This window comes from Pseudoduganella sp. R-34, assembly GCF_049904655.1.
In the GTDB taxonomy this organism is placed as follows: domain Bacteria; phylum Pseudomonadota; class Gammaproteobacteria; order Burkholderiales; family Burkholderiaceae_D; genus Rugamonas.
The window spans coordinates 564,324-588,048 of record NZ_CP184572.1 but is presented as its reverse complement, the minus strand read 5'-3'; the positions used below and the strand labels follow the sequence as shown (position 1 = coordinate 588,048).

Genomic DNA, 23,725 nt, shown 5'->3' with positions numbered 1-23,725 from the left:
AACAAAATGACATCGATAACATTTCGATTGACATCGATATCATTTCTTGATTCAATGGTCAGGCCTTGGAAGCCGAATCACATAAAACGAAAGAAGAGACACGTATGAAAAACCATCGGAAGTTCCTGTTATCGTCCATTTCCATCGCTGTACTGACCTTGATCGGCCAGGCCCAGGCCGCGGAACAGGAAGGCCAGCCAGCCACGGCGGAAGCCGCGCCAGCCCCGGCTGCGGCAGACGCCGCCGTCCAGAAAGAAATCCAGCAAGTGGTCGTGACCGGCGTGGCGTCGGCCCGCGGCGTGCGCAAGCTGGACTCGGCCTTCTCCATCACCACCGCCTCGGAAGAACAGCTCAAGCAAGCGGCTCCGATCAGCACCGCCGACGTCATGAAGCTGGTGCCGGGCGCGTTTGCCGAATCGACCGGCGGCCAGTCCGGCGCCAACATCCAGGTGCGCGGCTTCCCCTCCGGCTCCGATTCGCCTTTCGTCTCGGTGCAAATGCAGGGCAATCCGCTGTATCCGGTGTCCACCCTGTCCTTCTTCGAGGGCTCCTCGGCCTTCCGCCTGGACGATACCATCGAACGCGTGGAAGTGCTGCGCGGCGGCCCGAGCACCATCTTCTCCAGCGGCCAGCCGGGCGCCACCATGAACTTCATCCTGAAAAAGGGCGGCGACGCACCGGAAGGCTCGGTGCGCTTCACCACCGGCACCGGCGAGCTGCGCCGCATTGACGTCTTCTACGGCGGCAAGATCTCCGATGGCTGGTACGGCACCATCGGCGGCTTCTACCGCAACACCCACGGCGTGCGCGATTCCGGCTTCCCGTCCGATGACGGCGGCCAGGTTACCGCCACCCTGACCCGCAAGCTGGACCAGGGCGAAGCGACCTTCTACGTGCGCCGCACCGACGACAAGAATGCCTTCTATACCGGCGTGCCGCTGATTTCCAGCGATGAAGGCCGCACCATCACCGAATTCCCCGGTTTCGATCCGCTCAAAGGCACCTTGATGAGCAACGAAATGCGCCGTTTCACCGTGGAAGCCGCGCCGGGCAAGACCTTGAATTACGACCTGGGCGACGGCCGCGGCCTGAAATCCACCGTGCTGGGCATGGAGTTCGAGCAGGACTTCAATGGCTGGAACGTCTCCAACAAGTTCAACCACTTCGACGGCGACCTGAACACCATTGCCATGTTCACCGGTAACAACCCCTTGTCGATGTCGGCTTACAACACGGCGGCCCTGGCCGCGACTGGCGGCGCCACCGCCACGGCTACCTACCTCGATGGCACGCCTGTCGCGGCCAACCAGCAAGTGGTGCAGGCCGGCCTGTGGGCAGTCGAAAAGAAGTTGAAATCCTTCACTGACGAAATCCGCGTCAGCAAGGAATGGATCAAGGACAACACCCTGACCGTGGGCGGCTACTTTGCCAACTACTCGTCGGACGACGTGTGGTACCTGGGCAGCAGCCACCTGATGACGGCCGTACCGAATGCGCGCCTGATCAACGTCAAGCTGGACAACGGCGTCATCGTGTCCAACAACGGCAAGGATGGCAGCGTGTTCTACGCCCCGGTCGCTTCCTATGACGGCAGCAATACCGCGCTGTTCATCGCCAACGAGTGGAAGGTCAACGACAAGATCAAGATCGACGGCGGCGTGCGCCGCGAGCGCCAGAAGCTTGACGCAACGATCTCCAACCTGGCCACGGGCGACACCGACAACAATCCGCTGACCGTCTACAACAACAATACCTCGATGCCGACCGGCTCCAACACGGCGCTGAACCGCACCGACTCCGCCAACAGCTTCACCGTCGGCGGCAACTACAAGCTGGCCAAGGACATGAGCGTGTTCGCCCGCGCCAATATGGGCCACACCTTCATCGCCTTCGACGACTTGCGCAATGCCGGCACCCAGGCCAAGGTCGACGACCGCAGCTTCCTGCCGACGCCGAAGATCAAGCAATACGAGGTAGGCTTCAAGACTGCGGGCCAGCTGTACAGCGCCTACATCAATTACTTCCACACCGATTTCGAAGGCATCGCCTTCCAGCAGATCCTGTCCAATGGCACCATCCTGAATTCGGTGTCCGGTTCCAAGGGCGACGGCGTGGAAGTGGAGCTGGCGGTACGCCCGATCCGCGACCTGTCGCTGAGCCTGTCCGGCAACTGGCAGGATTCGAAGTACAAGGACAACCCGCTGACCGAAGGCAAGCTGGTGCAGCGCCAGCCGAAGCTGCAATACCGCTTCACGCCTACCTACCGCATCGCGATGGGAGAGAACAATTCGCTCAAGCTGTACGGCACGTACACCTATGTCGGCGACCGTTGGGCCGACCAGTCCAACCTGCAATACCTGCCTTCGTACAAGACGGTAGACCTGGGCGCACTGTTCACCATCGGCGACAAGATCGAAATCCGCCTGAGCGGCAATAACATCACCAACGAACTTGGCCTGACCGAAGGCAACTCGCGCCTGACCACGGGCGGCAGCGGCCCGATCAATGCCCGCCCACTGTTCGGCCGCAGCTGGGAGCTGTCGTTGGCCTACCGTTTCTGATGCCGTACCCCCCCTTAGTCCCAGTTCCCCTCCGGGCGTCGCAGGATTTTCCAAGGCTGCGGCGCCCTTTTTTTCCCTTGCAAAGCGAGCTCTAGTATTCGCCCACCTTTTCGCCTAAGCTGACCAAGATGCCTGAATGAAAGGTCTCTATCAAGGTAGACTTGTGGTGTCCCTGAACTCCATCAACGCTCTGCAGACAGCCTTGGCCTTTGCCGAACGCAAGGTCCAGTTCGATCGCGACCAGGTGGCCCGGGACCAGGACCGCCTGGACGCCAGCCGCTCCCAGCTGCAACTCGACACCCAATCCCTCTCCAGGGCACAACAGGACAGCTCACGCGCCCAAGCCGAGGCAGCGCCAACGCTGCGAGCGCCTCGCCTTGATTACGCCATCGGGCAACGCATCCCAGCCGGCGTGCTGCCCACGCCCCCGACCGTCAATACCCTCGGCCAGGCGATCGGCAAGCTGATCAATGTTCAAGCGTGAGCATGCCCGGGCGCAGCCTCGCCCTGGCGTGCAACAAGCTGATCAATTTTTTTGGGCCTGCGGCTGCAGGCGAGCCAGTGCAGTGACTGCCGGCCGGTAGCCCCCCGCCGCTGAGCGCCGGTACAACTCCAGGGCGCGAGCGTTGTCCTGGGGCAGTAGCTCGCCCTTTTCCAGCGCCTCGCCCAAGGTAAACTGCGCCATGCGGTCCTGTTTATCGGCTGCTTCCTCAATCAGCTTCAGGCCCTGCTGCGGCTCACCGCCTTCACGCAGCAGCCATGTCCCCAGCACGGCCATGGCCATGGCGTTGCCCTGGGCGCCGGATTTTTCCAGCAGTTCGCGCCCGCGCGCCAGGTCTTGCTCCCTGCCCCGCCCGATCAGCAGCGACATGCCCAAGGTCATTTGCGCGCTGGCGCGGCCCTGGGCAGCAGCTTTCTCGATCCAGGCCCAGCCTTCGTCGGGAAGCCGTTCTGTTTGCTTCCCCATCATCAGCACATTGCCCAAGCCCTCTTGGGCGAGGGAAAAACCGTGTTCGGCGGACTGGCGCAGCCAGCGCATGGCTTCGTCTTTATTGCGTTCGGTAGCCTGGCCAGTTGCATAGGCCACACTCAGGCGGTACATGGCTTCAGCGTCGCCTTGCAGCGCCAAGGCTTTGTCCTTTTCGAAGATGGCTTGCAGTTGTGCGGGCGTCTTTTTGGGCTCGATGGTCCAGACATACTGCATCTTGGTCCAGGTCGGTTCAGTGCGGCCTACGCTCTCAGGCGGCGTGAATGCGCACTTGGCCAGCCCATCCTGCGCCGCCAGGTCCAGCTGGACATGGCCACTCGACTTTTCAACGCGCGATTCCAGCACCTTGCCGTCCAGGCCAATCAGGAAGGCCAGGATGACCGTCCCGCCTTGCTCCTTGCGCAGTGCTTCCTTCGGCCATTCGGGTTTGGCGCAAGTCTTCAGGTCAGCGGAGATCTGCTTCGTGACGCTCCGGTCGATACGTCCGACCCCTTCCGCCTGGGCAGGAAGAATAGCCAGACTGGCCAGCAGGGCTGGCAAGACTTTCAGTAAGGTCATGGTAGTCACTTGTCATGAGGTTAACATTTTCCTCACTGTAACACGACTCCGCTTGCTGCGGAATGGGCCACATTCTCAAAAACTGCTGGTAGGGTTTCATGGCATCCTCCACCAGGCGCCGGTGGCCTGCGGTTGGGCGATAGCGAGGGCTTCGCCGATCATCGGCGTCGCCAGGGTTTGGCCGCGGGCGGCGGCCAGGGCCGTGATCTGTTCGAACGGGTCGTCCCAGCTATGCATGGCCAGGTCGAAGGTGCCGTTGTGGATCGGCAGCATGACCTTGCCGCGCAGGTCGATGTGGGCCTGCATGGTTTCCTTCGGCTGCATGTGGATGTCCGGCCAGTTCGGGTCGTAGGCGCCGGTTTCCATCAGCGTCAGGTCGAAGGGGCCAAAGCGCTCGCCAATCTCGCGGAAGCCCTTGAAGTAGCCGGTATCGCCACTGAAAAACACTTTCAGGCTGCCGCTCTCGATCACCCACGAGGCCCACAGGGTCTTGTTGCTGTCCCACAGCGTGCGTCCGGAAAAATGCTGGGCCGGGGTGGCGGTGAGCTTCAGGCTGCCGGCCGTGGCCGACTGCCACCAGCCCAGTTGCTGCACCTTGGCCGCAGGAACACCCCAGGACACCAGGGTGTCGCCCACGCCCAACGGCGCCAGGAAGTATTCGGTCTTCGCTTCGAGTTCGCGGATGGCGGCGTAATCGAGGTGGTCGTAATGGTTGTGCGACAGGATTACGCCCTTGATCGGCGGCAGTTCGGCAATGCTGATCGGCGGCGCGTGGAAGCGGGCCGGACCAGCCCACTGCACTGGCGAGGCGCGCTTGGAAAACACCGGATCGGTCAGCCAGAACTCGCCGTTGAGCTTCAACAGGATGCTCGAATGCCCCAGGCGGAACAGGCTGTTGTCAGGCGCTGCCAGCAGCTGCTGGCTAGTGAGCGCTCGCACTGGCAAGGCTTGCGCCGGCACGGTATCGGCCGGTTTGTTGAAGGTGAAGTCCCACAGCACCTTGAGCATTTTCAGGAAACCCGGCTGCTGGCGCGGCGCGTCATTGCGGTATGCAGGGCGAGAATCAGCGGCGTTATATGCAAGGCAAGTCATGATGAAGATCGCTCCAATCAGCAGGGTTCGTTTCATGTTCAGTTCAGAAGAGTTACACTACACAGTGTAGTTTCTGTTTTGGGAAAAGTAAACTACCCGGTGTAAAATATTCTTTATGAACCAACCCGACAAACTCACCGACCGCAAGCGCGCCGCCATCATCACGGCCGCCATCGCCGAATTCCGTGCGCGCGGTTTCGAAGCCACCAGCATGGACCGCGTCGCGGCCGAGGCCGGCGTTTCCAAACGCACGGTCTACAACCACTTCGCCAGCAAGGACGAGCTGTTCGAGCAGATCCTGCAGGAACTGTGGGATTGCAGTGCCGCCCTGAATGCCATCGGCTACCAGCAAGGCAAGCCGCTCAAGCCGCAATTGCTCGAACTGATGCGCCAGAAAATGGCCATGCTGCGCGACGACTACTTCCTCGACCTGGTGCGCGTGGCCATTGCGGAAGCCATCCACGCGCCGCAGCGCGCCGGCGACATGATGACCAAACTGGGCAAGAAGGAAGAAGGCGTGGCCAGCTTCCTGCGCGCGGCGCAGGAAGACAAGGTGCTGAAGGCGGGCGATCCGGCCTTCATGTCGCACATGCTGCAAGGCCAGTTGAAGTCGTTCGCCCTCTGGCCGCAAGTGGCGATGGGCAAGGCGCCGCTGACGCCGCAGGAACAGGAGGCGGTCATCACCGCCACCGTCGAAATGTTCCTGTCCTATTACGGCCTTAATTGAAGCGTACCGCGTACACCGGCGGCAGCGTGGTGGAAATGGTTTGCCAGTGCTCGCCGCCGTTGGTCGACAGCCAGGCCCCGCCGGTGGTCGAGGCCATCAGCAAGGTCTTGCCATCGTCCGCCACCGCCAGCCCGTGGCGGTACACCAGGTCATAGCAATGTTCCTGCGGCAGCCCGCTGCGCAGGGTGCTGAAACTGGCGCCGCCGTCGGCAGTGCGGTTGACCGCCAGCGCCGCTTCCACCGGCACCCGCTGCTGGTCGGCCACGGCCGGCACGAACCAGGCGGTCCTGCCGTCGCGCGGATGCACCGCCACCGCAAAGCCGAAGCTCGACAGCGGCGCCGTAACTTCTTCCCAGCTCTCCGCGTTATTGCGCGACTGCCAGATGCCGTTATGGTGCTGGCACCACAGCACGTCCGGCTCGGCTGTACAGCGCACGATGCGATGCGGGTCCTGCACCGCGCCGGCATCCTGCATCTCGGGCGGCATGTAGCGCGCAGCCATGCCCTGGGTGCGCAGCTGCCAGCTCGCGCCGCCGTCGCGCGTCAGCCAGGCGCCGCCGCACGATACGCCGACCAGCACTGCATTGCTGTCGCGCGGGTCGACGCAAATGCTGTGGATGCCCGGCACGTCGTAGCCGCCGCCAAACCATTGCGCGCGCTCCGGCACTTGCCACAGCGCTTCCACCAGTTGCCAGCTTTCGCCGCGGTCGCCGGAACGGAACAGGCCGCCGGGCAAGGTGCCGGCCCACAGCACCCCGGGCTGGTCCGGGCCGCCTGCTTCGAGCGACCAGATCTGCTTCAGGGTCCAGTCGACCTTGTCGCTACTGTCCTGCGGCTTGGGCGGATAGGCCGGCACTGCGATTTCCTGCCACTGCGCGCTGCCGGCATCGCGCCGGTGAAGCTTGGCGCCGAAGTGCCCCAGGTTCAGGCAAGCATACGTGGCGCCATCGCGCGCGTCGTACAGCACCATCGATACCGGGTCGCCGAAGAAGGACTTGTCTTCCTCCAGCGCCCATGCGCCATTGCGGTAAGCCAGCTCGAACAAGCCCTTGCGGCTTGCAATAAAAGCGCGGTCTGCCATGTCATCCTCCCGATAGGGCTTGCAGCACGTAGATCCTGGAATCACTGCGCAGCGGCTCGTCGAGCTCACTGCGCTTGCCGTCGATGAACACCACGACGTTGGCACGCAGGCGGCCCTGTTCGTCCAAGACGTAGGCCCCCAGGCGCGGATTTGCGGCAAAGGCCCCGTCCAGCGCTGCGCGCAACGTGCCCGCCTGGGTTTCCAACGTCGGAACCGGCAGGAAGCGCGCCAACTGCTGGGTAAAGATGATCTGGGCCATGGGAAAGCTATTCTAGCGTGCTTTGGCCTACAATAAACGCGTGTGCATAACCGGAGCCACACATGGGCATCACCCCGCGGGAACTCGAGCAGTTGATGCACGAAGTGGAGCAGGAAGACCCGATCGATTTTGCCGACCTGCCGTTCGATGAGCAGGAATTGCGCGAACTGGTCGCCAACCATTTGTGCGAAATGGCCGACACCATGGAAAGCTTCAGCGAAGAAGACCGCCGCCTGACCTTGCTGGCGGTGGCGGCCAAGCTGGTGCTGGAGAACCTGGTGCTGCACGTGCAGCTGCTCAGGCGCCACGGTCTGCCGCTCAATGACCAGGCGGCGGCCCTGCTGTCGCGCCTGCGCAAGGGCGACGGCGACGCCGGTTAGACGCGTTCTGCCGGCTGCAGCATATTGCGCGCCAGGCGCAGGCCGAACTTGCCGATGCCCTGGTCCCACGGCGTGAAGCGCGGCAGCTGGTACCAGTCCGTTTCGCCGCGGCTGGTGCCCCACGAGGTCGACACGGCAACCTCAAAGCCCATCTCGCGCACCATGGCGACATGCTCGGGCAGGTAGTCCTGGCCCGGCTTGCCGTTCGGGTAGGCGAACGCGCGCACCGGCGCATCGAGCGCCGCTTCCAGCGCCGCCCTGCCCTGCGCGATTTCCCGCCGCGCCTCCGCGGCCGGCAGGCGCGCCAGGATCGGGTGGTTGACCGTGTGGCCGCCGATGGCCATGCCGGCCGCATGCATCTTGCGCAACTGCGCGCCGCTCATCATCAGGTCGCGCGGCAGCTCTGCGCCGGACAGGGCGGCCACCTTGCCGACCTGCTGCAGGCGCTGTTCCAGCGGCAGGTATTTGAGCTGGCCGATCAGGGCGCCGATGGTACTGCGGCGCGCCTCCCAGCTATCGATGGCGTGGCGTCCCAGGCCGAGCGCGCTGGCATCGAACACCTCGCCCGGCGCGCGCCGCACGGCTTCGATCACGGTATCGTTCCACATGCGGCCGCCATCGAGGAAGCCGGTGGCAATAAAGAAGCTCGCATGCAAGCCATGCTTCTGCAGCAGCGGCAGCGCCACGTCGGCGTTGTCGGCATACCCGTCATCAAAGGTGATGCAGGCGCTGCGCGCGGGCAGCCTGCCCTCGGCGGCCAGCCGCACCGCATCCAGCAGCGGCAGCACATTGAAGCGCGACTTGAGCCAGCAAAGCTGGCGCTCGAACTGCTCGCGATGCACCTCGCCCGGGAACAGCGGGTCCTGCGCCGGCAGCACGCGGTGGTAAATCAGGATGGCCGGCGCACGCCTGCCGCCGCCGGACAGCAGCGACAAGGCGCCCCGTTCCAGTTGCCGCTTAAGCCACACTTTCCGCCTCCTTTTCAAGCGCGGCGGGCGCTTGCGCCACCTGTTCTTTCAAGGTTTTCTGCACCAGCAGGCGGGTCGCCACCATGATCACCATGATGTAGTAAGGCACGTCGAAATAGGCCAGGCTGAGGAAGGCGCCGCCGACCATGAAGCCGATCAGGCTCACCTGCAGCATGCGCACCAGCCGGATGGTCCATTCCAGTTCAGGCAGCTCGCCGGCGTGCCTGATCACCCAGGTCCCGTTGCGCCAGACCACGAGATACAACAGCAGGAAGAGCGCCAGGCCGACATAGCCGTGTTCACCCAGCACCTGGAAATAGATGCTGTGGGCGGCGTGGATATCGTCCGGATTCGGTGCGTAGAGCTGGAAGATGAACTTGTTGTAGATCTGGTAGCCGCCGCCAAACAGCGGATGGTCGTTGGCCAGGTTGATGGCCATCTTCCAGGCATTGATGCGGCCCATCGCCGAGCTGTCCTGCTCGTAAGTGTTGATGGTATCGATCCGGCTGTGCCATTGTTCCGGCATGAACACCAGCGCCAGCGGCGCCAGCACCACCATCAATGCGCCCAGCTTCAACTTTTCCTGGCTCTTCAGCCAGAGGAAGCCGAGCATGGCTGCCAGCGCTACTGCCGCGCCGCGGGAATAGGAGCCCAGGGCGGCCAGCACGCACAATCCGGCTGCAGCCCACATGGCGCGTTTGCCCCATTTGCCGGTGATCAGGCCGCCCAGGAACAGCATCAGCGGCACCACCATGATCAGGGCCAGCGCGATCTCGTTATTGCCTTCGATGAAGGTGCCGGTCGGTCCCCACACGCGGTAGGCGCCGGCGCTGCGGATGGTAAACAGGCCGCCCTTCACGCCATAGAAGCCCAGCGAGACCACGATGGCCCACACCACCATTTCAATGTCCCTGCGGGTGCGCACCAGCATGGCTACGACCAGGGTCATGAGCATGATCTTGACGACCTTGTTCAGCAGCGGCAGCGGGTTTTCCGGGCCGATGGCAAACAGGGTCGTCAGGCACATCCAGCCCGTGAACGCCACCAGGATCCAGGTCAGGGCGGTATTCGGGAATTTGACGTCCTTCGGCCTGGCCAACATTGCCAGCACCGTGGTCCCCGCGATGATGGCGGCGAACGGCATACTTTGCGCCCAGCCCCAGCTCTGTGTGTGCGGGTTCATCACGCTGATCCAGATCCACAGCACGGCGCCATAAAAGGGGCGCTTGAAAACGAACGGCAGCGAGCCGAATACGATCAGGGTAATGACTATGTCGCGCATGGCGCCTCCCGGCTTACTTGGTCAAGGCGTTCCATGGGGTCTCCAGCTTGGTCACGCAATAGCGGTATTTGCCGCTTTTTTCCGGCAGGATTTCCGGCACCAGTTCCACGTCGATCTTCACCTGCTTGCCCATGCGCGCATGGAAGCCGGCTTCGACCGCCTGCCGCGCCTTGTCGTCGAACAGGCCGTCGTACACGATCTGCACGCGGGTCCAGTCCAGCGTTTCCTGGATCACCTTGAAGGCGCGCACCGCCGGCAGGTCGCGCATGATGTAGGCCAGCGCGGCGCTGTGGATCAGGGTGCCGTCCTGGTTGATCAGGAAGTCGGTGGTGCGGCCGTGGATTTCCTTGAGCACCGGCAAGGTGCGGCCGCAGCTGCATGGCTCGGTGTCCAGCGCGCCGACGTCGCCGGTGCGGTAGCGGATGAAGGGGAAATCGCCCGACTGCAAATGCGTCACCACGATCTCGCCCGATTCGCCGGGGGGCAGTTGCCGGCCTTCCGGGTCCAGCACCTCGATCACGATGTCTTCGCTGGTGATGTGCAGCTTGCCGCCCGGGCACTGGTGGGCGATGAAGCCGGAGTCGCGGCCGCCGTAGCCATTGGCCACCGGGCAGCCGAACACGCGCTCGATCTGCTCGCGCTGCGAGGGGTACAGGCATTCGGAAGTGACGAAGGCAACGCGGATGCCCAGCTTGTCGAGCCGGATGCCCTTGTCTTCGGCATGCGAGGCAATGCGCGCCAGCACGGTCGGATAGCCGAACAGCATCTTCGGCCTGCGCTGGCGGATGCGTTCCACGTGGCCGTCCAGTCCCGCTTCGGTGGTGGCGAAAGCCGACATCAATTCGGTGCGCATCAGGGTGTCGCGCACCATGCGCACGCGGTCCTGCGCGCTCAATTCGATGGGCGAGCCCCAGATCACGATCTCGCGGTCGCCGATATCGACATTCCACCAGCGCGTGGCGCGCCACTTGGCGGCCACGTCGTGGCTGACGCGGTGGCGCCCGACGAAGAAGGTCAGCGGCGCACCGGTGGAGCCGCCGGTGTTGTAGCGCACCAGGTTCCGGGCATCGTCGGCTTTCAGCGTTTCGATGTTTTCGCGGATCGTTGCCTTGTCCAGCAGCGGCAGGCGCACCAGGTCCGCCACGCCTTTGAAGTCGCGCGCGGCATCGAAGCCGATGCGGGCAAAGGCTGCGCGGTAATACGGCACCTGCTGCTGGGCGCGCAGCAGCAGGGCGCGCAAGCGTTCAATCTGCAGTTCCTGCAGCCGGGCCGGCGGCCAGTACTGGGTCTGCTCCATATGGCGGCGCACGGCCACGCTGCTGTGCTTCTTGAGCTTTTCATGCAGCGGGAACAGCACGCCGGAAACCAGGGCGGTGTACATCATGGGCGGCGCCCTCCTTTGCTTGCCAGGGCCTGGCGGTAAACATCCAGCAGGCGCGGCTTGACGCTGGACCAGTCATATTGCGCCACGCTGGCGCGCCCGGCGCTGCGCAACGCCTCGGCCAGCGCCGGTTGTTCGGCCAGGCGCAGCACGGCTTGCGCCATGGCGGCAGGATTGGCCGGCGGCACCAGCAGCGCGGTCTTGCCGTCTTCCACCACGTAGGGCACGCCGCCGACGTTGGTGCTGACCACCAGGGCGCCGCTGGCCAGGGCTTCCAGCACGGAATTGGGCATGTTGTCGACCAGGCTGGGATTCAGCATGATGTCGGCATTGCGGTACAGGCCCGGCATGTCGGCGGTATCGACGCGGCCGGTAAAGCGGACAGCGTGCGCCACGCCCAGTCCCTGGGCCAGTTGTTCAAGTTCGCCGCGCAGCGGGCCGGAACCGGCCACCGTGAGCGTGGCCTCGGGATGTGTTTGCCGGATGACGGCGAAAGCGCGCAGCGCGCTGGCGTTGTCGTAGATGTCTTCCAGGTTGCGCGCCACCAGCAGGCGCAAGGCGCCGCGCGCGCGCGGCGCCGCGTCGGCGGCAAAGCGCTCCAGGTTGACGATATTGGGCACCACCACGGAATCGATGCCGTGCTGGCCGAAGACGTGCGCCAGGAAGCCCGACGGCACGGCCAGGGCGGCGCAGCGGCGCAGGCTGGGGCGCATCCAGGCCGCAGCCTGCTTGAGGAAGTTGGCAGCCTCGCCGCCGCGGTAATTGACCACCACCGGCGTGCCGCGCAGGTGCGCGATCCAGATCGCCGGCGCGGCAAACAGGTGCCAGGACCAGCCGGAATTGGCCATCACATGGAACACCTGCACGCGCCCGGCGGCGCGCCACAGGTTTGCCACATACGGCAGCATGCGGAACAGGGCGCGCACGCCGCGCACCTTGCCGGCCCAGGCCGGGCGGTACGGCGCGTTGGTCTGGACGAAGTCGACCGCGATGCCGGCCTCGCGCAGCAAGCCGGCCAGCTGCAAGGCTTGGTTGGCCATGCCGCCGGAAGGCGGCGGCAGCGGCCCGACCAGGGCAATGCGTTGCACTTCCGGCGCCTCCTCGGCGCGCGGCACGGCGGCGAATGCTTGCTGCGGCGCGTTCATGCCAGTGCTTTCTCCGTGATGCTGCCGTACACGTTGCGGTAGCGCGCCACGCTGGCGGTCCAGTTGCGTTCTTCCTCCACAAAGCGGCGCCCCGACTGGCGGAACTCCTGCCATGTCTGCGGCGCTTCCAGCAACGCCAGCACCTGCTGCGACAACGATGCGGCGTCGCCGGCGGTAAACAGCACGCCGGTGCGGCCGTCGTCGATCAGTTCCTTGTGGCCGCCCACGTCCGAGGCCACCATCAGGCGGCCCTGCGCCATGGCTTCCAGCGGCTTGAGCGGCGTCACCAGGTCGGTCAGGCGCATCTTGTGGCGCGGGTAGCACAGCACGTCCACCAGGTTGTAGTAGCGCTGCACTTCGCTGTGCGGCACGCGGCCGGTGAAGACCACCTTGTCGCCGATGCCGAGCGCCTGGGCCTGTGCGCGCAGCGCGGCGTCCTGCGGCCCGCCGCCGACCAGCAGCACGCGGATCTCCTGGCGCTGCGCCAGCATGGCCGGCAGGGCGTTGAGCAGGATGTCCAGTCCCTCGTAGGCATAGAAGGACCCGATGAAGCCCAGCACGGTCTTGCCTTCCAGGCCCAGTTGCCGCGCCAGCGCTTCGTCGCGCGCGCCGCCGACCGAGAAGTCGCCGATATCGACGGCGTTCGGGATCACTTCGATTTTCTTGGCCGGGATGCCGCGCCCGATGATCTCGCTGCGCAAGCCTTCGCAAATCGTGGTGGCGGCGTCGACGCGTTGCAGGGCCCAGGTTTCCATAGCGCGCGTCAGGCGGTAGCGCAAGCCCCACTCCTTGCTGGTGCCGTGGTCGACCGCGGCGTCTTCCCAGAAGGCGCGGATCTCGTACACGACAGGAATGCCGAGCTTGCGGCCCACGCGCAGCGCGGCCACCGCATTCAGCGCCGGCGAATGCGCGTGCAGCACGTCGGGCTTCACTTCCTGCGCCACTTCCAGCAGGCGTGCCGCCAGGGCGTTGATCACCGCCACCTGGTTCAGCACCGGCAGTTGCGCCAGCGGCCCGCTGGCCGGCGGCGTGCGGTAGAACTCCAGGCCGTCGACCGTCTCGCGCGGCGCGCCGCTTGCGCCCTGTTTCGGGCTGGTGATATGGAAGGTCTGCCAGCCGCGCGCGCGCTGGGCCTGCAAAATGGAACGCGTGCGGAAGGTATAGCCGCTGTGCAGCGGGATCGAATGGTCCAGCACGTGCAGGATACGGATACTCATGCCTGCATCTCTTTTTTCAGGAAGGCTTCAAACATCAGCAGGGACCAGATCGGGGCGCTGTAGTCGCGCCGGCCGGACAGGTGCTGCTCCACCAGTTCGCGCAGGAAGTCCTGGTTGAACATGCCGGTATCGGCCAGGGCCCGCCCCAGCAACGCCTGCTGCACGCGCTCGCGCAGCGGGCCGCGGAACCAGGCCGCCAGCGGCACCGCGAAGCCCTGCTTGCGGCGGTACAGGATATCGTGCGGCAGGTATTTTTCCATGGCCTTCTTGAAGATGTACTTGCCTTCGCTGCCCTTCAGCTTCATCTCCGGCGGCAGGCCGGAAATCCATTCGACCAGCTTATGGTCCAGCAGCGGCACCCGCACTTCCAGCGCATGCGCCATCGAGGCGCGGTCGACCTTGGTCAGGATGTCGCCCGGCAGGTAGGTCTTCATGTCCAGGTACTGGATCATCGACAGCGGATCGTCGGTCGGCGACTTTGCCGCGTGGCCGCGCATCACGTCGATCGCGCCATAGCCCTGCAGGCCGGCGCGGAATTTCGCCGAGAACAGGCGCGCGCGCATGGCGTCGGACATGATCGACACGCCGTGGAAATAACCCTCCACCAGGTCGCGCGACAGCGCTTCGAAGGTGGTCTTGGCGCGCAGCACGCGCGGCGCCCAGTCGGCCTTCGGGTAGACCCGGCCCAGGGTGCCGAACACCGGCTTGCGCAGCGCTTCGGGAATGCGCCCGCGCACACTCTGCTCCGCCATCGCATAGCGGTAGCGGCGGTAGCCGGCCAGGTTCTCGTCGCCGCCGTCGCCCGACAGCGCCACGGTGACGCGCTTGCGCGCCAGCTGGCAGACGCGGTAGGTCGGGATCGCCGAACTGTCGGCATACGGTTCGTCGTACAGGTGGGCCAGGGTGTCGAGCAGGCCGTAGTCGTCGGTGTCGACGGTTTCCACGAAGTGGTCGGTCTTGTACAGCCCGGCCACCTGCCGCGCGTATTCCGATTCGTCGAAAGCCTTGTCCTTGAAGGCGATCGAGCAGGTGTGCACGGCGCCTTCATCCAAACCGGCCATCATGGCCACCACGGCGGAGGAATCGACGCCGCCGGACAGGAAGGCGCCCAGCGGCACTTCGGCCACCAGGCGGATCTTCACCGCCTCGCGCAGGCGCTCCACCAGCTCGCCCTGGGCATCGCTCTCGGTCATCTTCTCGTGCAGCTTGAACGGCACGTCCCAGAACTGCTGCGGCACCGCCAGCGGCGCGCCGACCTTCTGGGTCAGGCGGAAGCCCGGCGACAGCTTGAGCGCGCCCTTGTAGATGGTCTTCGGCTCCGGCACATAGCCGTAGGCGAAATAGTCTTCCACCGCCTGCGGGTCGATCTCGCGCGGCAGCGATGGGTGCATGCTCAGCGCCTTCAGCTCCGAGCTGAAGGCGAACCAGCCGTCCGGCGTCATGGCGTAGTACAGCGGCTTGACGCCCAGTCGGTCGCGCGCCAGGAACATCACCTGCTTGTTGCGGTCCCACAGGCCGATGGCGAACATGCCGCGGAAGTGGTGCACGCAATCCTCGCCCCACTCTTCCCAGGCGTGCACGATCACTTCAGTGTCGCTCCTGGTCTTGAAGGTGTGGCCGAGTGCTTTCAGCTGCGCGGTCAGTTCGCGGTAGTTGTAGATCTCGCCGTTGTAGCAGACCATCACGCTGCCGTCTTCGTTGCCAAGCGGCTGCTGGCCGAGCGCGATGTCGATCACCGACAGGCGACGGTGGCCAAAGCCCACGCCCGGCTCGATATACACGTCGCCCTCGTCGGGCCCGCGATGATGCTGGGTGTCGTTCATGCGGCGCAGCAGCGCCTCGTCCACCGCGCGCCCGCCGCGCGCATCCATGATCCCTGTTATTCCGCACATGATGGTACTGGCTTTCTTATCTTGAGCTTGCGTTCGCACAAACTGTCGTACATGTCCTGGTAGCCGGCCACCATGGCCGGCATGCTGTACTTGCGCAGCACCCGCTCGCGGCCGGCCTGGCCGTGGCGGCGCGCCAGCGCCGGCGCTTCCACATAGTGCTTCAGCGCGGCCGCCATGGCGGCCGCGTTCGACGGCGGCACCAGCTGGCCGGTGATGCCGTTTTCGATCACTTCCGGAATGCCGCCCACGCGCGTGCCCACCACCGGCAGGCCGCTGGCCATGGCTTCCAGGGCCGAGCCGGGCGTGCCCTCGGCGATCGAAGACATGGCGAAGACGTCGAAGCTGCGCAGGATGTCGGGCACGTCGTTGCGCGCACCCGGCAGCCACACCGCGCCGGCAATGCCGGCTGCCGCCGCCTTGTCGCGCAGTTTCTGCAGCAGCGGGCCGTCGCCGACAATCGCCAGCCGCAGGCGTTCGCTCTGCTGCGGCAGCAATTGGCGCAGCAGCAGGAAGGCATCCATCAGGGTGGCGTGGTCCTTCACGTCCTGCACGCGGCCGACCGCGCCGATGACGATTTCGCCATCGTTGAAGAAGGGACGCGCCTCGCTGTCGCCGCGCACGCGGAAGCGCTCGGTGTCGATGCCGTTGGCCAGCAGGCGGCTCTTGGCAGGAGGCACGCCGATCACGTCGCGGTTCCACTGTTCCATGGCGGCCGAATTGGCATAGCACACGTCGTAGAACGGCAGCATCAGGCGGCGCAGGAAATTGTGCTTGCGGTTGCTGCCGTCCGGGTCGGTGTGGTCGCGGCCATGGGCGCCGTTGACGCGCACCGGCACCCCGGCCAGCAGCGCCGCCGGCGCATATTCGATGGCCGAGAAGTTATAGGTGTGCAGCACGGCCGGTTGCAGCGCGCGCAACAGGCGCCACAGCACGCCGTGCGTGGCCGGCGACAGGCCGGGCTGCTTGCCCAGGGTGTGCACGGCGACGCCGGGCTTGCTGATGCGCTTGACGAAGTCCGGGTTGACCCGCGTCAGGCACACGATGGCGTGGCGGTAACGCTCGGCAGGCATGCGGTTGATGCGCTCGACCATGAGGTTTTCCATGCCGCCAAAATCCAGGGCATACGTCAGGTGGACGATGAGTGGGATGTCGTTCATGGCAGGGAATCAGGGACGCCGGGTGCCGGCCAGGGCCCGGTCCAGTGGCTCGAGGTTGCTATCCAGGAAGGCGCGCATGGCGGCACGCGCCGCTGCCGGGTCTTCATCATAGGGCGCAAACACCATCACGGCTGCGCCATCGCCGTTGCCGGCCAGGAGCTTGCCCTTGATCTGCAGCAGCTTGCCGACGTAATGGCTGCTGGTCATGCTGCCGTTGACCCAGTACCACTGCCACACGAGCAGGCGGCGTCCCTCAAAGCCCAGCATGGCTTCGCGCACGGCCATATGGCGGCCGCCGAAATTCTCGTCGCGCAGGCCCGAACTGTTTTCGTGGAACGCTCCCTTCTGCTGGCCGATGCGGTTGGTCGAGCTGACCAGCTTGGCGCTGCCCGGGGCATCGCGGTAGAACAGCACGGTCAGGCCGACCGGCGGCTTGCCGGCATAGAACTGGCGCAGCGTGCTGCTGGCCGGGGCATAGTCGGGCTGCCAGGTGGTGAAGGCCGGTCCGGCCGGCGCCGGCGAGGCTAGCGCGAGACTGGCTGGCGCTGCGGCCACGGTGGCCTGGTCGGCGCGCGCAGCCAGCGCCGGCCACACCACCAGCACGGCCAGCACGGCCGCCACGCCGCCGGCCAGCGGGCGCAAGGGCAAGGCCAGCGGCGGCCGGGCCGCGGCCGGGCCGCCGCGCGCCGCCTGGGCGTCTTCGCGCCAGAAGCTGCCGACCCAGAACAGCAGCAGCATGACGATGCCAAAGAACAGCCAGCCGTAGATCAGGTGGTCGACGCCGACCGCCAGCGTCATGCCGCTCAGGTGGCCCATCATCACGATCATGTAGGCGCGCACCCCGTTGGCCGCGATCGGTACCAGGATCGATGCCACGATGAAGGCGGCGCGGCGCCAGGCGGTGCGGTAGCTCAGATAGGCAAACAGGCAGCCCAGGGTGATCGACGAGATCAGGTAGCGCAGGCCGCTGCAGGCATCGACCACCGACCAGTTGCCGCTGGGGATGGCGAAGTTGTTCCCTTCGCGCAGGACTGGTATGCCGGTCAGGCGCAGCGCCTGGACGGTGAAGTTGGCGGTCAGGTCGATCAGCGGCGGCACCAGGCTTTCGCCGACCGGCACCGCGAACAGGATGAAGGCCAACGGGAACAGCAAGGCGCCGGCAATGCGCTTGCCCAGCACGGCCAGCACGGTCAGCGGCAGCATGGCGGCCAGCGCGTACTGGCGCACGATGCCCACTTCAGCCAGGTCGGCCAACAGCCAGGCCGCGCCGCAGCCGGCCAGCAGGAGCAAGGCCGGCCAGCACGGCTGCAGCGGCAACTGCTGCAGCGCCGCGCGCTCGCGCCACACCAGCCACAGGCTGATGGGCAGGATCAGGTAACCGTGCGCAAAGGTCTCGGAGCGCTCCCAGATCTGGGCGATGCTGAAGGCGGTTTCATGGAACACCAGCAGCGGCAGCAGCATGACCAGCGCGACCAGCAGCGCATTGCGGGCGTGCGCTACGGGTCCGGTCGCCGCGCCGGGCGCCGTGGCAGGTCCGGTGGAAGGTAGGGTATTCATGCCGGTGTCCAAAGGGCTGGGGCTGCGCCAGCTTGCCGCGCAGCCGGGGTTTCGATCATGCGGTCCAGGGGCGCCAGCCGGGCATCCCAGCTGTAGTCCGCCACGACGCGCGCGCGCGCCGCAGCGCCAAGTGCGTCAAGCCCGCTTGCCGGGCCGGCCAGGGCAGCCGCTGCGGCGGCAATCCAGCGCGCGGCATCGTCGGCCAGCAGCAGTTCGCGCCCCACTTCCGCATCGATGCCTTCCAGCGCCTGCGGCGTCACCAGCACCGCTTTCGCCATCGCCATCGCTTCCAGCACCTTGTTCTGGATGCCGCGCGCGATGCGCAGCGGCGCTACCGACAGCGCGGCATGCGCCACATAGGCCCGCACGTCAGGGACGGTCCCCGTCACGGTAACGCCGGGCCGCGCCGCCAGCGCCTGCACCTCGGCCGACGGGCGGGCGCCGACGATCACGAAGCGCGCCGCAGGATCGCGCTCGCGCAGGGCCGGCAGCACCTCGTCCGCGAACCATTGCACGGCATCGATATTCGGCCAGTAATCCATGGCGCCGCAGAACACCAGCGCCTTTTCGCCGGGCGCGTAGGGATTGGCGTAGCTGCCCGGCGCGAAGAATGCCGTGTCGACGCCGTTGCTGAAGGAGCCGATGCGCGCAGCGCTTTCCGGCGCCAGGCGGCGGAACAGTTCGGCCTCCGGCGCGGAAACGAAGAGCGCGGCGTCGAAGCTGGCCGCAACCTGGCGCTCATAGCGCAGCAGGCGGCTGGCCTCGTAGCTGAAGACCGCACTGGCCGGCCACGGCTTGCGCTCGGCGTACTGGCGCCATTTGTCGGAATCGACGTCGACGAAGTCGATCACCCGGCGCGCTTGCGGCCAGGCCTCGGCGTACTGCGCCATCGGCGAGGAAAACACCACGATGCGGCCGATGCCATGCCGGCGCATGGTGTCGTCGACCCAGCGCTGCATGCCGGCATGGCGGTAATAGTCGTAGGACAGGGCGCGGTTGCGCAGCACGGCACCTAGGCTGCGCAAGCGCGCCGCGCGCGGCGCCAGCGGCAGGAAATGCGACGAGGCGCAGGTCTCCTGCAGCACGGGCACGTGCTGCCAGTCGTCCGGATCGTCGACAAAGGTGGCCAGGTGCACGCGGTAGCGTTGCGCCAAGTGCTTGAGCAAATGCCAGGAGCGGATCTTGTCGCCCTTGTTGGGCGGATAGGGCATGCGATGCACCAGCAGCAGCAGGTCTTCCACGATTTACCCCAGGTTCTTGACGATGAAAGGGCCGAGCGCATTGGCCAGCGGCAGCGGCATTGCCTTCCACAGCTTGATGAAAAGCTGGTATTTCGGGTTCAGCGGGTTCACGTCCGGCAGCGCGTCGGCCGCGAACAGCTGGTATTCATAAGGCAGCGGCTGGGCCGTGAAGCCCCAGTTCTTCTTGAAGTCGAAGGCGCCGGTGCCCTTCTTGCTGCGGCCGAAGTCGAACATGCGGTAGCCTTTGGCGGCCGCAGCCTGCATCAGGTTCCAGTACATGAAGTCATTGCCGGCCACCTCGCGCGCAAGGTCCATGCCGCCGCCGTAGTAGGGCAGCACTTCGTCGCGGAAGAAGAAGCTCAGCACGCCGGCCACCAGCTTGCCGTCCTGCGTGATGACGCGCACCTCGCAATCGTCCTTGAAGGTTTCCTTGAGCAGGGCGAAATACTTCTTCGGAAAGACCGGCGTGCCCAGGCGGTGCACGCTGTGGGCGTAGGCGGTGAACATGCGGTCGACGTTGTCGTCCACCTCGCCCTGCAGATTGAGCTTGATGCCCTTGCGCACCATCGCGCGCTGCTTGCGCGGGATGGCGTTCATGTTTTCTTCGTCGTTGCCGCTGATCGCCTTGCGGAAGGTGTAGTACAGGTCCTTGCCCTGCCATTTCGGGTCGCCTGGGTGGGCCGCCGCGTAGTTGCGGTATTCCAGGTGGCCCACGCCGAGCGAGGCGGCCAGTTCTTCGGCAGCCTGGTCCAGCAGCTTGCGCGCGGTGTCGGTGCTGGCTGCCACGCCGCCGTAGACGCAGAAGGGAAGCGAGGCGAGGTAGTGCCCGAACATGCGGCTTTTCATGCGCGCCAGCGGCAGCACGCCGGTGATCACGCCGCCCTCTTCCACGTAGAAGAACCAGGTCGGGTGGCCGTAGCATTGCTCGATGATGGTTTGCCAGCCGCTGCGGTGGAAGAAGGTCGCTTCCGGGCAAGCCTGGACGAAGGCGTCCCAGCGGGCGCGTTCGTCGGGGCTGCTGCCCAGCAACTGCACCAACACCGGTAAACCTGGGTCAGACCCGAGGGTCTGACCCTGATCCGCAGCAGCTGCCTGGCAAGTGTCAGGCTCTTGTGCCTGACACTGGTTTACCGGTTTGCCGGCGGCCACTGCCAGCGCCGTCGCCGCTTCCGCTTCCGCCTTGGCGCGTGCCGCGCGGCGCTCCGCCGCCGCTTCGATAATCGACGTCATTGCTGCCCCAGGAAAATGCGGTCCATGCGATCCCACGCGAAGTCGCGCGTCAGGGCCCTGATGCGCGACTCCATGCGGTGCAGGTTGACGTAATGGCGGAAGCGCGTCTTCAGCCCCAGCCCTTCAGGGCGCGGCTGGCCCGGATCGAGCTCCCACGGGTGGCAGTAGAAGATGGCCGGCTGGCCGTCTTGCCTGTTCACGCGCCGCATCATGCCGCGCGACAGCGCATAGGGCAGCAGCCGGAAATAGCCGCCGCCGCCGGCCGGCAGGTTGCGCTGGCCGATGCGCACGGTGGTGATCGGCACTTCCAGCAAGCCTTGCGCGCCGTTCGGGTGGAAGGCAAAGCGCGGCGCATCGGGCATGCCGTAATGGTCGTGCGCAATCGGGTAGATCGAGGAGCTGTAGCGGTAGCCCGCTTCCTGCAGCACGTCCAGCGCCCACAGGTTGCCCGGCCCGATCGAAAAGCTGGGCGCGCGGTAGCCGATCACCTGCTGGCCGCCGATGTCTTCCAGGATCTTCTTGCTGCGCGAGACATCGTCCATGAACTGCCCGCGCGACTGGTCGGAAGCGCGCAGGTGGCCGTAGCCGTGGCTGGCCAGTTCATGGCCGCCGGCGACGATGCGGCGCACCATGTCCGGATAGCGTTCGGCGATCCAGCCCAGGGTGAAGAAGGTGCCCTTGGCCCGGCCGTCGTCCAGGACGGCCAGCACGCGGTCGATGTTCGCCTCGACCCGGCACTCGCGCTGCGGCCAGCTTTCGCGGCTGATGTGCGGCGCGAACGCCGACACCTGGAAGTAGTCTTCCACGTCGATGGTCATGGCATTGCGAACGGCCGCGCCCATGTTCAGCCCCGCGCCTTCAGCCAGTCCAGCACGATGGCGGCAATGCGCTCGGCGGCGCGGCCGTCCCAGAAGTGCGGGATGCGGCCGGCCTTGCCGGCGCCGGCCAGCTGCGCCTCATAGGCAGCCCAGACATGCGCCGGGTCGTTGCCGGCAATGGTGTTGGTGCCTTCGTCGACAGTGATCGGGCGCTCGGTGTTGTGGCGCAGCGTGATGCATGGCGTGCCGAGCGCTGTGGTCTCCTCCTGGATGCCGCCGGAATCGGTCAGCACCACGCGCGCATCGCGCATCAGGCCCAGCATCTCGAGGTAGCCCATGGGCGGCAGCAGCAGCACTTCCGGGCGGTCCAGCAGGTGGCTCAGGCCGAATTTCTCGATGGTGGCGCGGGTGCGCGGGTGCACCGGGAAGATCACCGGCGTGCGTTCCGAAATCCTGGCGGCGGTTTCCAGCAAGCCTTGCAGCACGGCCTTGTCGTCCACGTTCGACGGCCGGTGCAGGGTCAGCACGGCGTATTCGCCCTTGCCGGCCCGGAAGTCCGGGCGCCCGGCGCCGGCCGCGATCTGCGGCGCCGGGATGGCGCGCGCCAGGTTGGCGCGCAGGGTATCGATCATCACGTTGCCGACGAAGTGCACGCGCCCGCCTGCGATGCCTTCCCTGGCCAGGTTGCCGGCGCCGCTCTCCTCGGTGGTGAACAGCAGGTCCGACAGCTGGTCGGTCAGCACGCGGTTGATTTCTTCCGGCATGGCGCGGTCGAAGCTGCGCAGGCCCGCTTCCACGTGGATCACCGGCACGCCCTTCTTGGCCGCCACCAGCGCGCAGGCGATGGTGGAATTGACGTCGCCCACCACCAGCACGGCAGCCGGCTGCACCTCATCCATGGCCGGCTCGAAGCGCTTCATCACTTCGGCGGTCTGCTGGGCGTGGCTGCCGGAGCCGACTTCCAGGTTGATGTCCGGGCTCGGGATGCCCAGCGCATCGAAATACTGCTGGTTCATGGCCACGTCGTAGTGCTGGCCGGTGTGCACCAGCAGCGCCTCGACCTGCGGCTTGAGCTGCGCGAAAGCGGCCATGATGGGCGCCATCTTCATGAAGTTCGGCCGCGCGCCGACGACGCATAGGATTCGGAAGGCACTCATTCGTTGCTGTCCTGTTGGATGTTGTAAGAGGACGGCGAACGCACGATCTTCTTCAGGATCGACAGCACCGACGTCAGTGATTTTTCGACGCGCATCATGCGCTCGTCCAGCACGGCCGGGTACTGGTTGCCGAAGCTGAGGCCGCCAGCGCCGGCGGCATGCATGGCCGCGCCATCGGCGCCGTCGGCAGCCGCTTCGGGCGGCGGCGGCTGGAATTCCTGCGCGATATCGCGGATCACCGTGTCGACGTCGGCATCGGTGAATTCCTGCATCTCTTCCAGGAAGCCCATCAGCAGCAGGCGGTCCATCAGGTGGTTGGTCTTGCGCGGGATGCCGCCGGTATATTCGAACACGGCCGCATAGGCAGCCGGCGTCAGATGCGGGTTGCCGCGCCAGCCGACGGTGCGCATGCGATGCTCGATATAGGCATTGCTTTCGCTGCTGTCCATCGGCCCCAGGTGGTAGGTCGCAATCACGCGCTGGCGCAGCTGCGACATGCCGGGACTGTGCAGGGTGGCGCGGAATTCCGGCTGGCCCAGCAGGAAAGTCTGCAGCAGCGATTTCTCGTCGGTCTGGAAATTGGACAGCATACGCAATTCTTCCACCACTTTCGGCGTCAGGTTCTGCGCTTCGTCAACCACCAGCAGCGCGCGCTTGCCATCCTGCTCACACTGGCGCAGGAAAACTTCCAGGCGCGCCAGCAGGGTGGTCTTGCTGGCCGCATCCTCGCACGGCAGGCCGAAGCCGCCCACCACGCCGCGCAGCACGTCGTCGGAACTGAGGTGGGTGTTGACCAGGTGGCAAGTCACGATCTTGTCCGACGCGATCTGGTTGAACAGGTTGCGCACCAGGGTGGTCTTGCCGGCCCCGACTTCGCCGGTGATGACGATGAAGCCCTCGCCCTGCGACAGGCCGTACTCCAGGTAAGCCATGGCCCGCTTGTGGCCCTTGCTGCCGAAGAAGAAATGCGGGTCGGGCCGCAGGCGGAAGGGCTTGTCGCTCAGCCCGTAATAGCTCTCATACATGGGAAGACC

General features: G+C 65.7%; 21 protein-coding genes. 4 read left to right on the top strand and 17 right to left on the bottom strand.

Features of this window, described 5'->3' with window-relative positions:
- Positions 1–104: 104 nt before the first annotated feature.
- A complete protein-coding gene (locus tag ACN9MW_RS02780; protein WP_426167355.1) occupies positions 105–2,561 on the top strand; it encodes a TonB-dependent receptor in 2,457 nt (818 codons plus the stop codon).
- A gap of 166 nt (positions 2,562–2,727) precedes the next feature.
- On the top strand, positions 2,728–3,045 hold the full coding sequence (locus ACN9MW_RS02775) for a hypothetical protein (RefSeq protein WP_426167353.1): 318 nt from the start codon (positions 2,728–2,730) through the stop codon (positions 3,043–3,045).
- Positions 3,046–3,087: 42 nt separating this feature from the next.
- Here ACN9MW_RS02775 and ACN9MW_RS02770 read toward each other — a convergent pair whose 3' ends face one another.
- On the bottom strand, positions 3,088–4,107 hold the full coding sequence (locus ACN9MW_RS02770; RefSeq protein WP_426167351.1) for a TonB family protein: 1,020 nt from the start codon (positions 4,105–4,107) through the stop codon (positions 3,088–3,090).
- 96 nt (positions 4,108–4,203) lie between these two features.
- Positions 4,204–5,199, bottom strand: coding sequence for an MBL fold metallo-hydrolase (locus tag ACN9MW_RS02765; protein ID WP_426172104.1), 996 nt, complete (start codon positions 5,197–5,199; stop codon positions 4,204–4,206).
- 115 nt (positions 5,200–5,314) lie between these two features.
- On the opposite strand from ACN9MW_RS02765, the gene ACN9MW_RS02760 reads away from it, so the two are divergent.
- A complete protein-coding gene (locus ACN9MW_RS02760; RefSeq protein WP_426167349.1) occupies positions 5,315–5,926 on the top strand; it encodes a TetR/AcrR family transcriptional regulator in 612 nt (203 codons plus the stop codon).
- Here ACN9MW_RS02760 and ACN9MW_RS02755 read toward each other — a convergent pair.
- Positions 5,919–7,007 (bottom strand): WD40/YVTN/BNR-like repeat-containing protein, encoded by a 1,089-nt coding sequence (locus tag ACN9MW_RS02755; protein WP_426167347.1) that lies wholly within the window; start codon positions 7,005–7,007, stop codon positions 5,919–5,921. The two genes, ACN9MW_RS02760 and ACN9MW_RS02755, sit on opposite strands and share 8 nt — an antisense overlap.
- Before the next feature lies 1 nt (position 7,008).
- The gene (locus ACN9MW_RS02750) at positions 7,009–7,266 is read right to left on the bottom strand and encodes a MoaD/ThiS family protein (protein ID WP_426167345.1); all 258 of its coding nucleotides are present in this window, start codon (positions 7,264–7,266) and stop codon (positions 7,009–7,011) included.
- A 62-nt stretch (positions 7,267–7,328) separates the two neighbouring features.
- Between ACN9MW_RS02750 and ACN9MW_RS02745 the strand changes: the two genes are divergently transcribed.
- Positions 7,329–7,646 (top strand): hypothetical protein, encoded by a 318-nt coding sequence (locus tag ACN9MW_RS02745; protein WP_426167343.1) that lies wholly within the window; start codon positions 7,329–7,331, stop codon positions 7,644–7,646.
- Here the strand turns inward: ACN9MW_RS02745 and ACN9MW_RS02740 are convergent.
- From ACN9MW_RS02740 to ACN9MW_RS02680, 13 genes are read right to left on the bottom strand one after another with little or no spacing between them, the layout of a single operon-like run.
- Positions 7,643–8,614, bottom strand: coding sequence for a polysaccharide deacetylase family protein (locus tag ACN9MW_RS02740; RefSeq protein WP_426167341.1), 972 nt, complete (start codon positions 8,612–8,614; stop codon positions 7,643–7,645). The two genes, ACN9MW_RS02745 and ACN9MW_RS02740, sit on opposite strands and share 4 nt — an antisense overlap.
- Positions 8,604–9,896, bottom strand: coding sequence for a putative O-glycosylation ligase, exosortase A system-associated (locus ACN9MW_RS02735; protein WP_426167339.1), 1,293 nt, complete (start codon positions 9,894–9,896; stop codon positions 8,604–8,606). Before ACN9MW_RS02735 ends, ACN9MW_RS02740 begins: the two co-directional genes overlap by 11 nt.
- A 13-nt stretch (positions 9,897–9,909) precedes the next feature.
- Positions 9,910–11,280 (bottom strand): phenylacetate--CoA ligase family protein, encoded by a 1,371-nt coding sequence (locus ACN9MW_RS02730; RefSeq protein WP_426167337.1) that lies wholly within the window; start codon positions 11,278–11,280, stop codon positions 9,910–9,912.
- Complete coding sequence (locus ACN9MW_RS02725) at positions 11,277–12,422, bottom strand: glycosyltransferase family 4 protein (RefSeq protein ID WP_426167335.1); 1,146 nt, start codon at positions 12,420–12,422, stop codon at positions 11,277–11,279. The genes ACN9MW_RS02730 and ACN9MW_RS02725 overlap by 4 nt, the downstream gene beginning before the upstream one ends.
- Entirely contained in the window at positions 12,419–13,633 is a 1,215-nt protein-coding gene (locus ACN9MW_RS02720) for a TIGR04063 family PEP-CTERM/XrtA system glycosyltransferase (protein WP_426172103.1), read from the bottom strand. Before ACN9MW_RS02720 ends, ACN9MW_RS02725 begins: the two co-directional genes overlap by 4 nt.
- Positions 13,634–13,635: 2 nt before the next feature.
- Entirely contained in the window at positions 13,636–15,531 is a 1,896-nt protein-coding gene (locus tag ACN9MW_RS02715; RefSeq protein WP_426167333.1) for an XrtA/PEP-CTERM system amidotransferase, read from the bottom strand.
- Complete coding sequence (locus ACN9MW_RS02710; RefSeq protein WP_426167331.1) at positions 15,519–16,688, bottom strand: TIGR03088 family PEP-CTERM/XrtA system glycosyltransferase; 1,170 nt, start codon at positions 16,686–16,688, stop codon at positions 15,519–15,521. The genes ACN9MW_RS02715 and ACN9MW_RS02710 overlap by 13 nt, the downstream gene beginning before the upstream one ends.
- Before the next feature lie 9 nt (positions 16,689–16,697).
- Positions 16,698–18,245, bottom strand: a complete 1,548-nt coding sequence (gene xrtA, locus ACN9MW_RS02705) for an exosortase A (RefSeq protein WP_426167329.1) — start codon at positions 18,243–18,245, stop codon at positions 16,698–16,700.
- Positions 18,242–19,486: a TIGR03087 family PEP-CTERM/XrtA system glycosyltransferase gene (locus ACN9MW_RS02700; protein ID WP_426167327.1), complete on the bottom strand. Its 1,245-nt coding sequence runs from the start codon at positions 19,484–19,486 to the stop codon at positions 18,242–18,244. The genes xrtA and ACN9MW_RS02700 overlap by 4 nt, the downstream gene beginning before the upstream one ends.
- Before the next feature lie 3 nt (positions 19,487–19,489).
- Complete coding sequence (locus tag ACN9MW_RS02695) at positions 19,490–20,716, bottom strand: FemAB family XrtA/PEP-CTERM system-associated protein (protein WP_426167325.1); 1,227 nt, start codon at positions 20,714–20,716, stop codon at positions 19,490–19,492.
- Positions 20,713–21,558, bottom strand: a complete 846-nt coding sequence (locus ACN9MW_RS02690; protein WP_426167323.1) for an XrtA system polysaccharide deacetylase — start codon at positions 21,556–21,558, stop codon at positions 20,713–20,715. The genes ACN9MW_RS02695 and ACN9MW_RS02690 overlap by 4 nt, the downstream gene beginning before the upstream one ends.
- A gap of 2 nt (positions 21,559–21,560) precedes the next feature.
- A complete protein-coding gene (wecB, locus tag ACN9MW_RS02685) occupies positions 21,561–22,691 on the bottom strand; it encodes a non-hydrolyzing UDP-N-acetylglucosamine 2-epimerase (RefSeq protein ID WP_426167321.1) in 1,131 nt (376 codons plus the stop codon).
- On the bottom strand, positions 22,688–23,716 hold the full coding sequence (locus ACN9MW_RS02680) for an XrtA/PEP-CTERM system-associated ATPase (protein WP_426167319.1): 1,029 nt from the start codon (positions 23,714–23,716) through the stop codon (positions 22,688–22,690). Before ACN9MW_RS02680 ends, wecB begins: the two co-directional genes overlap by 4 nt.
- Positions 23,717–23,725: the final 9 nt, after the last annotated feature.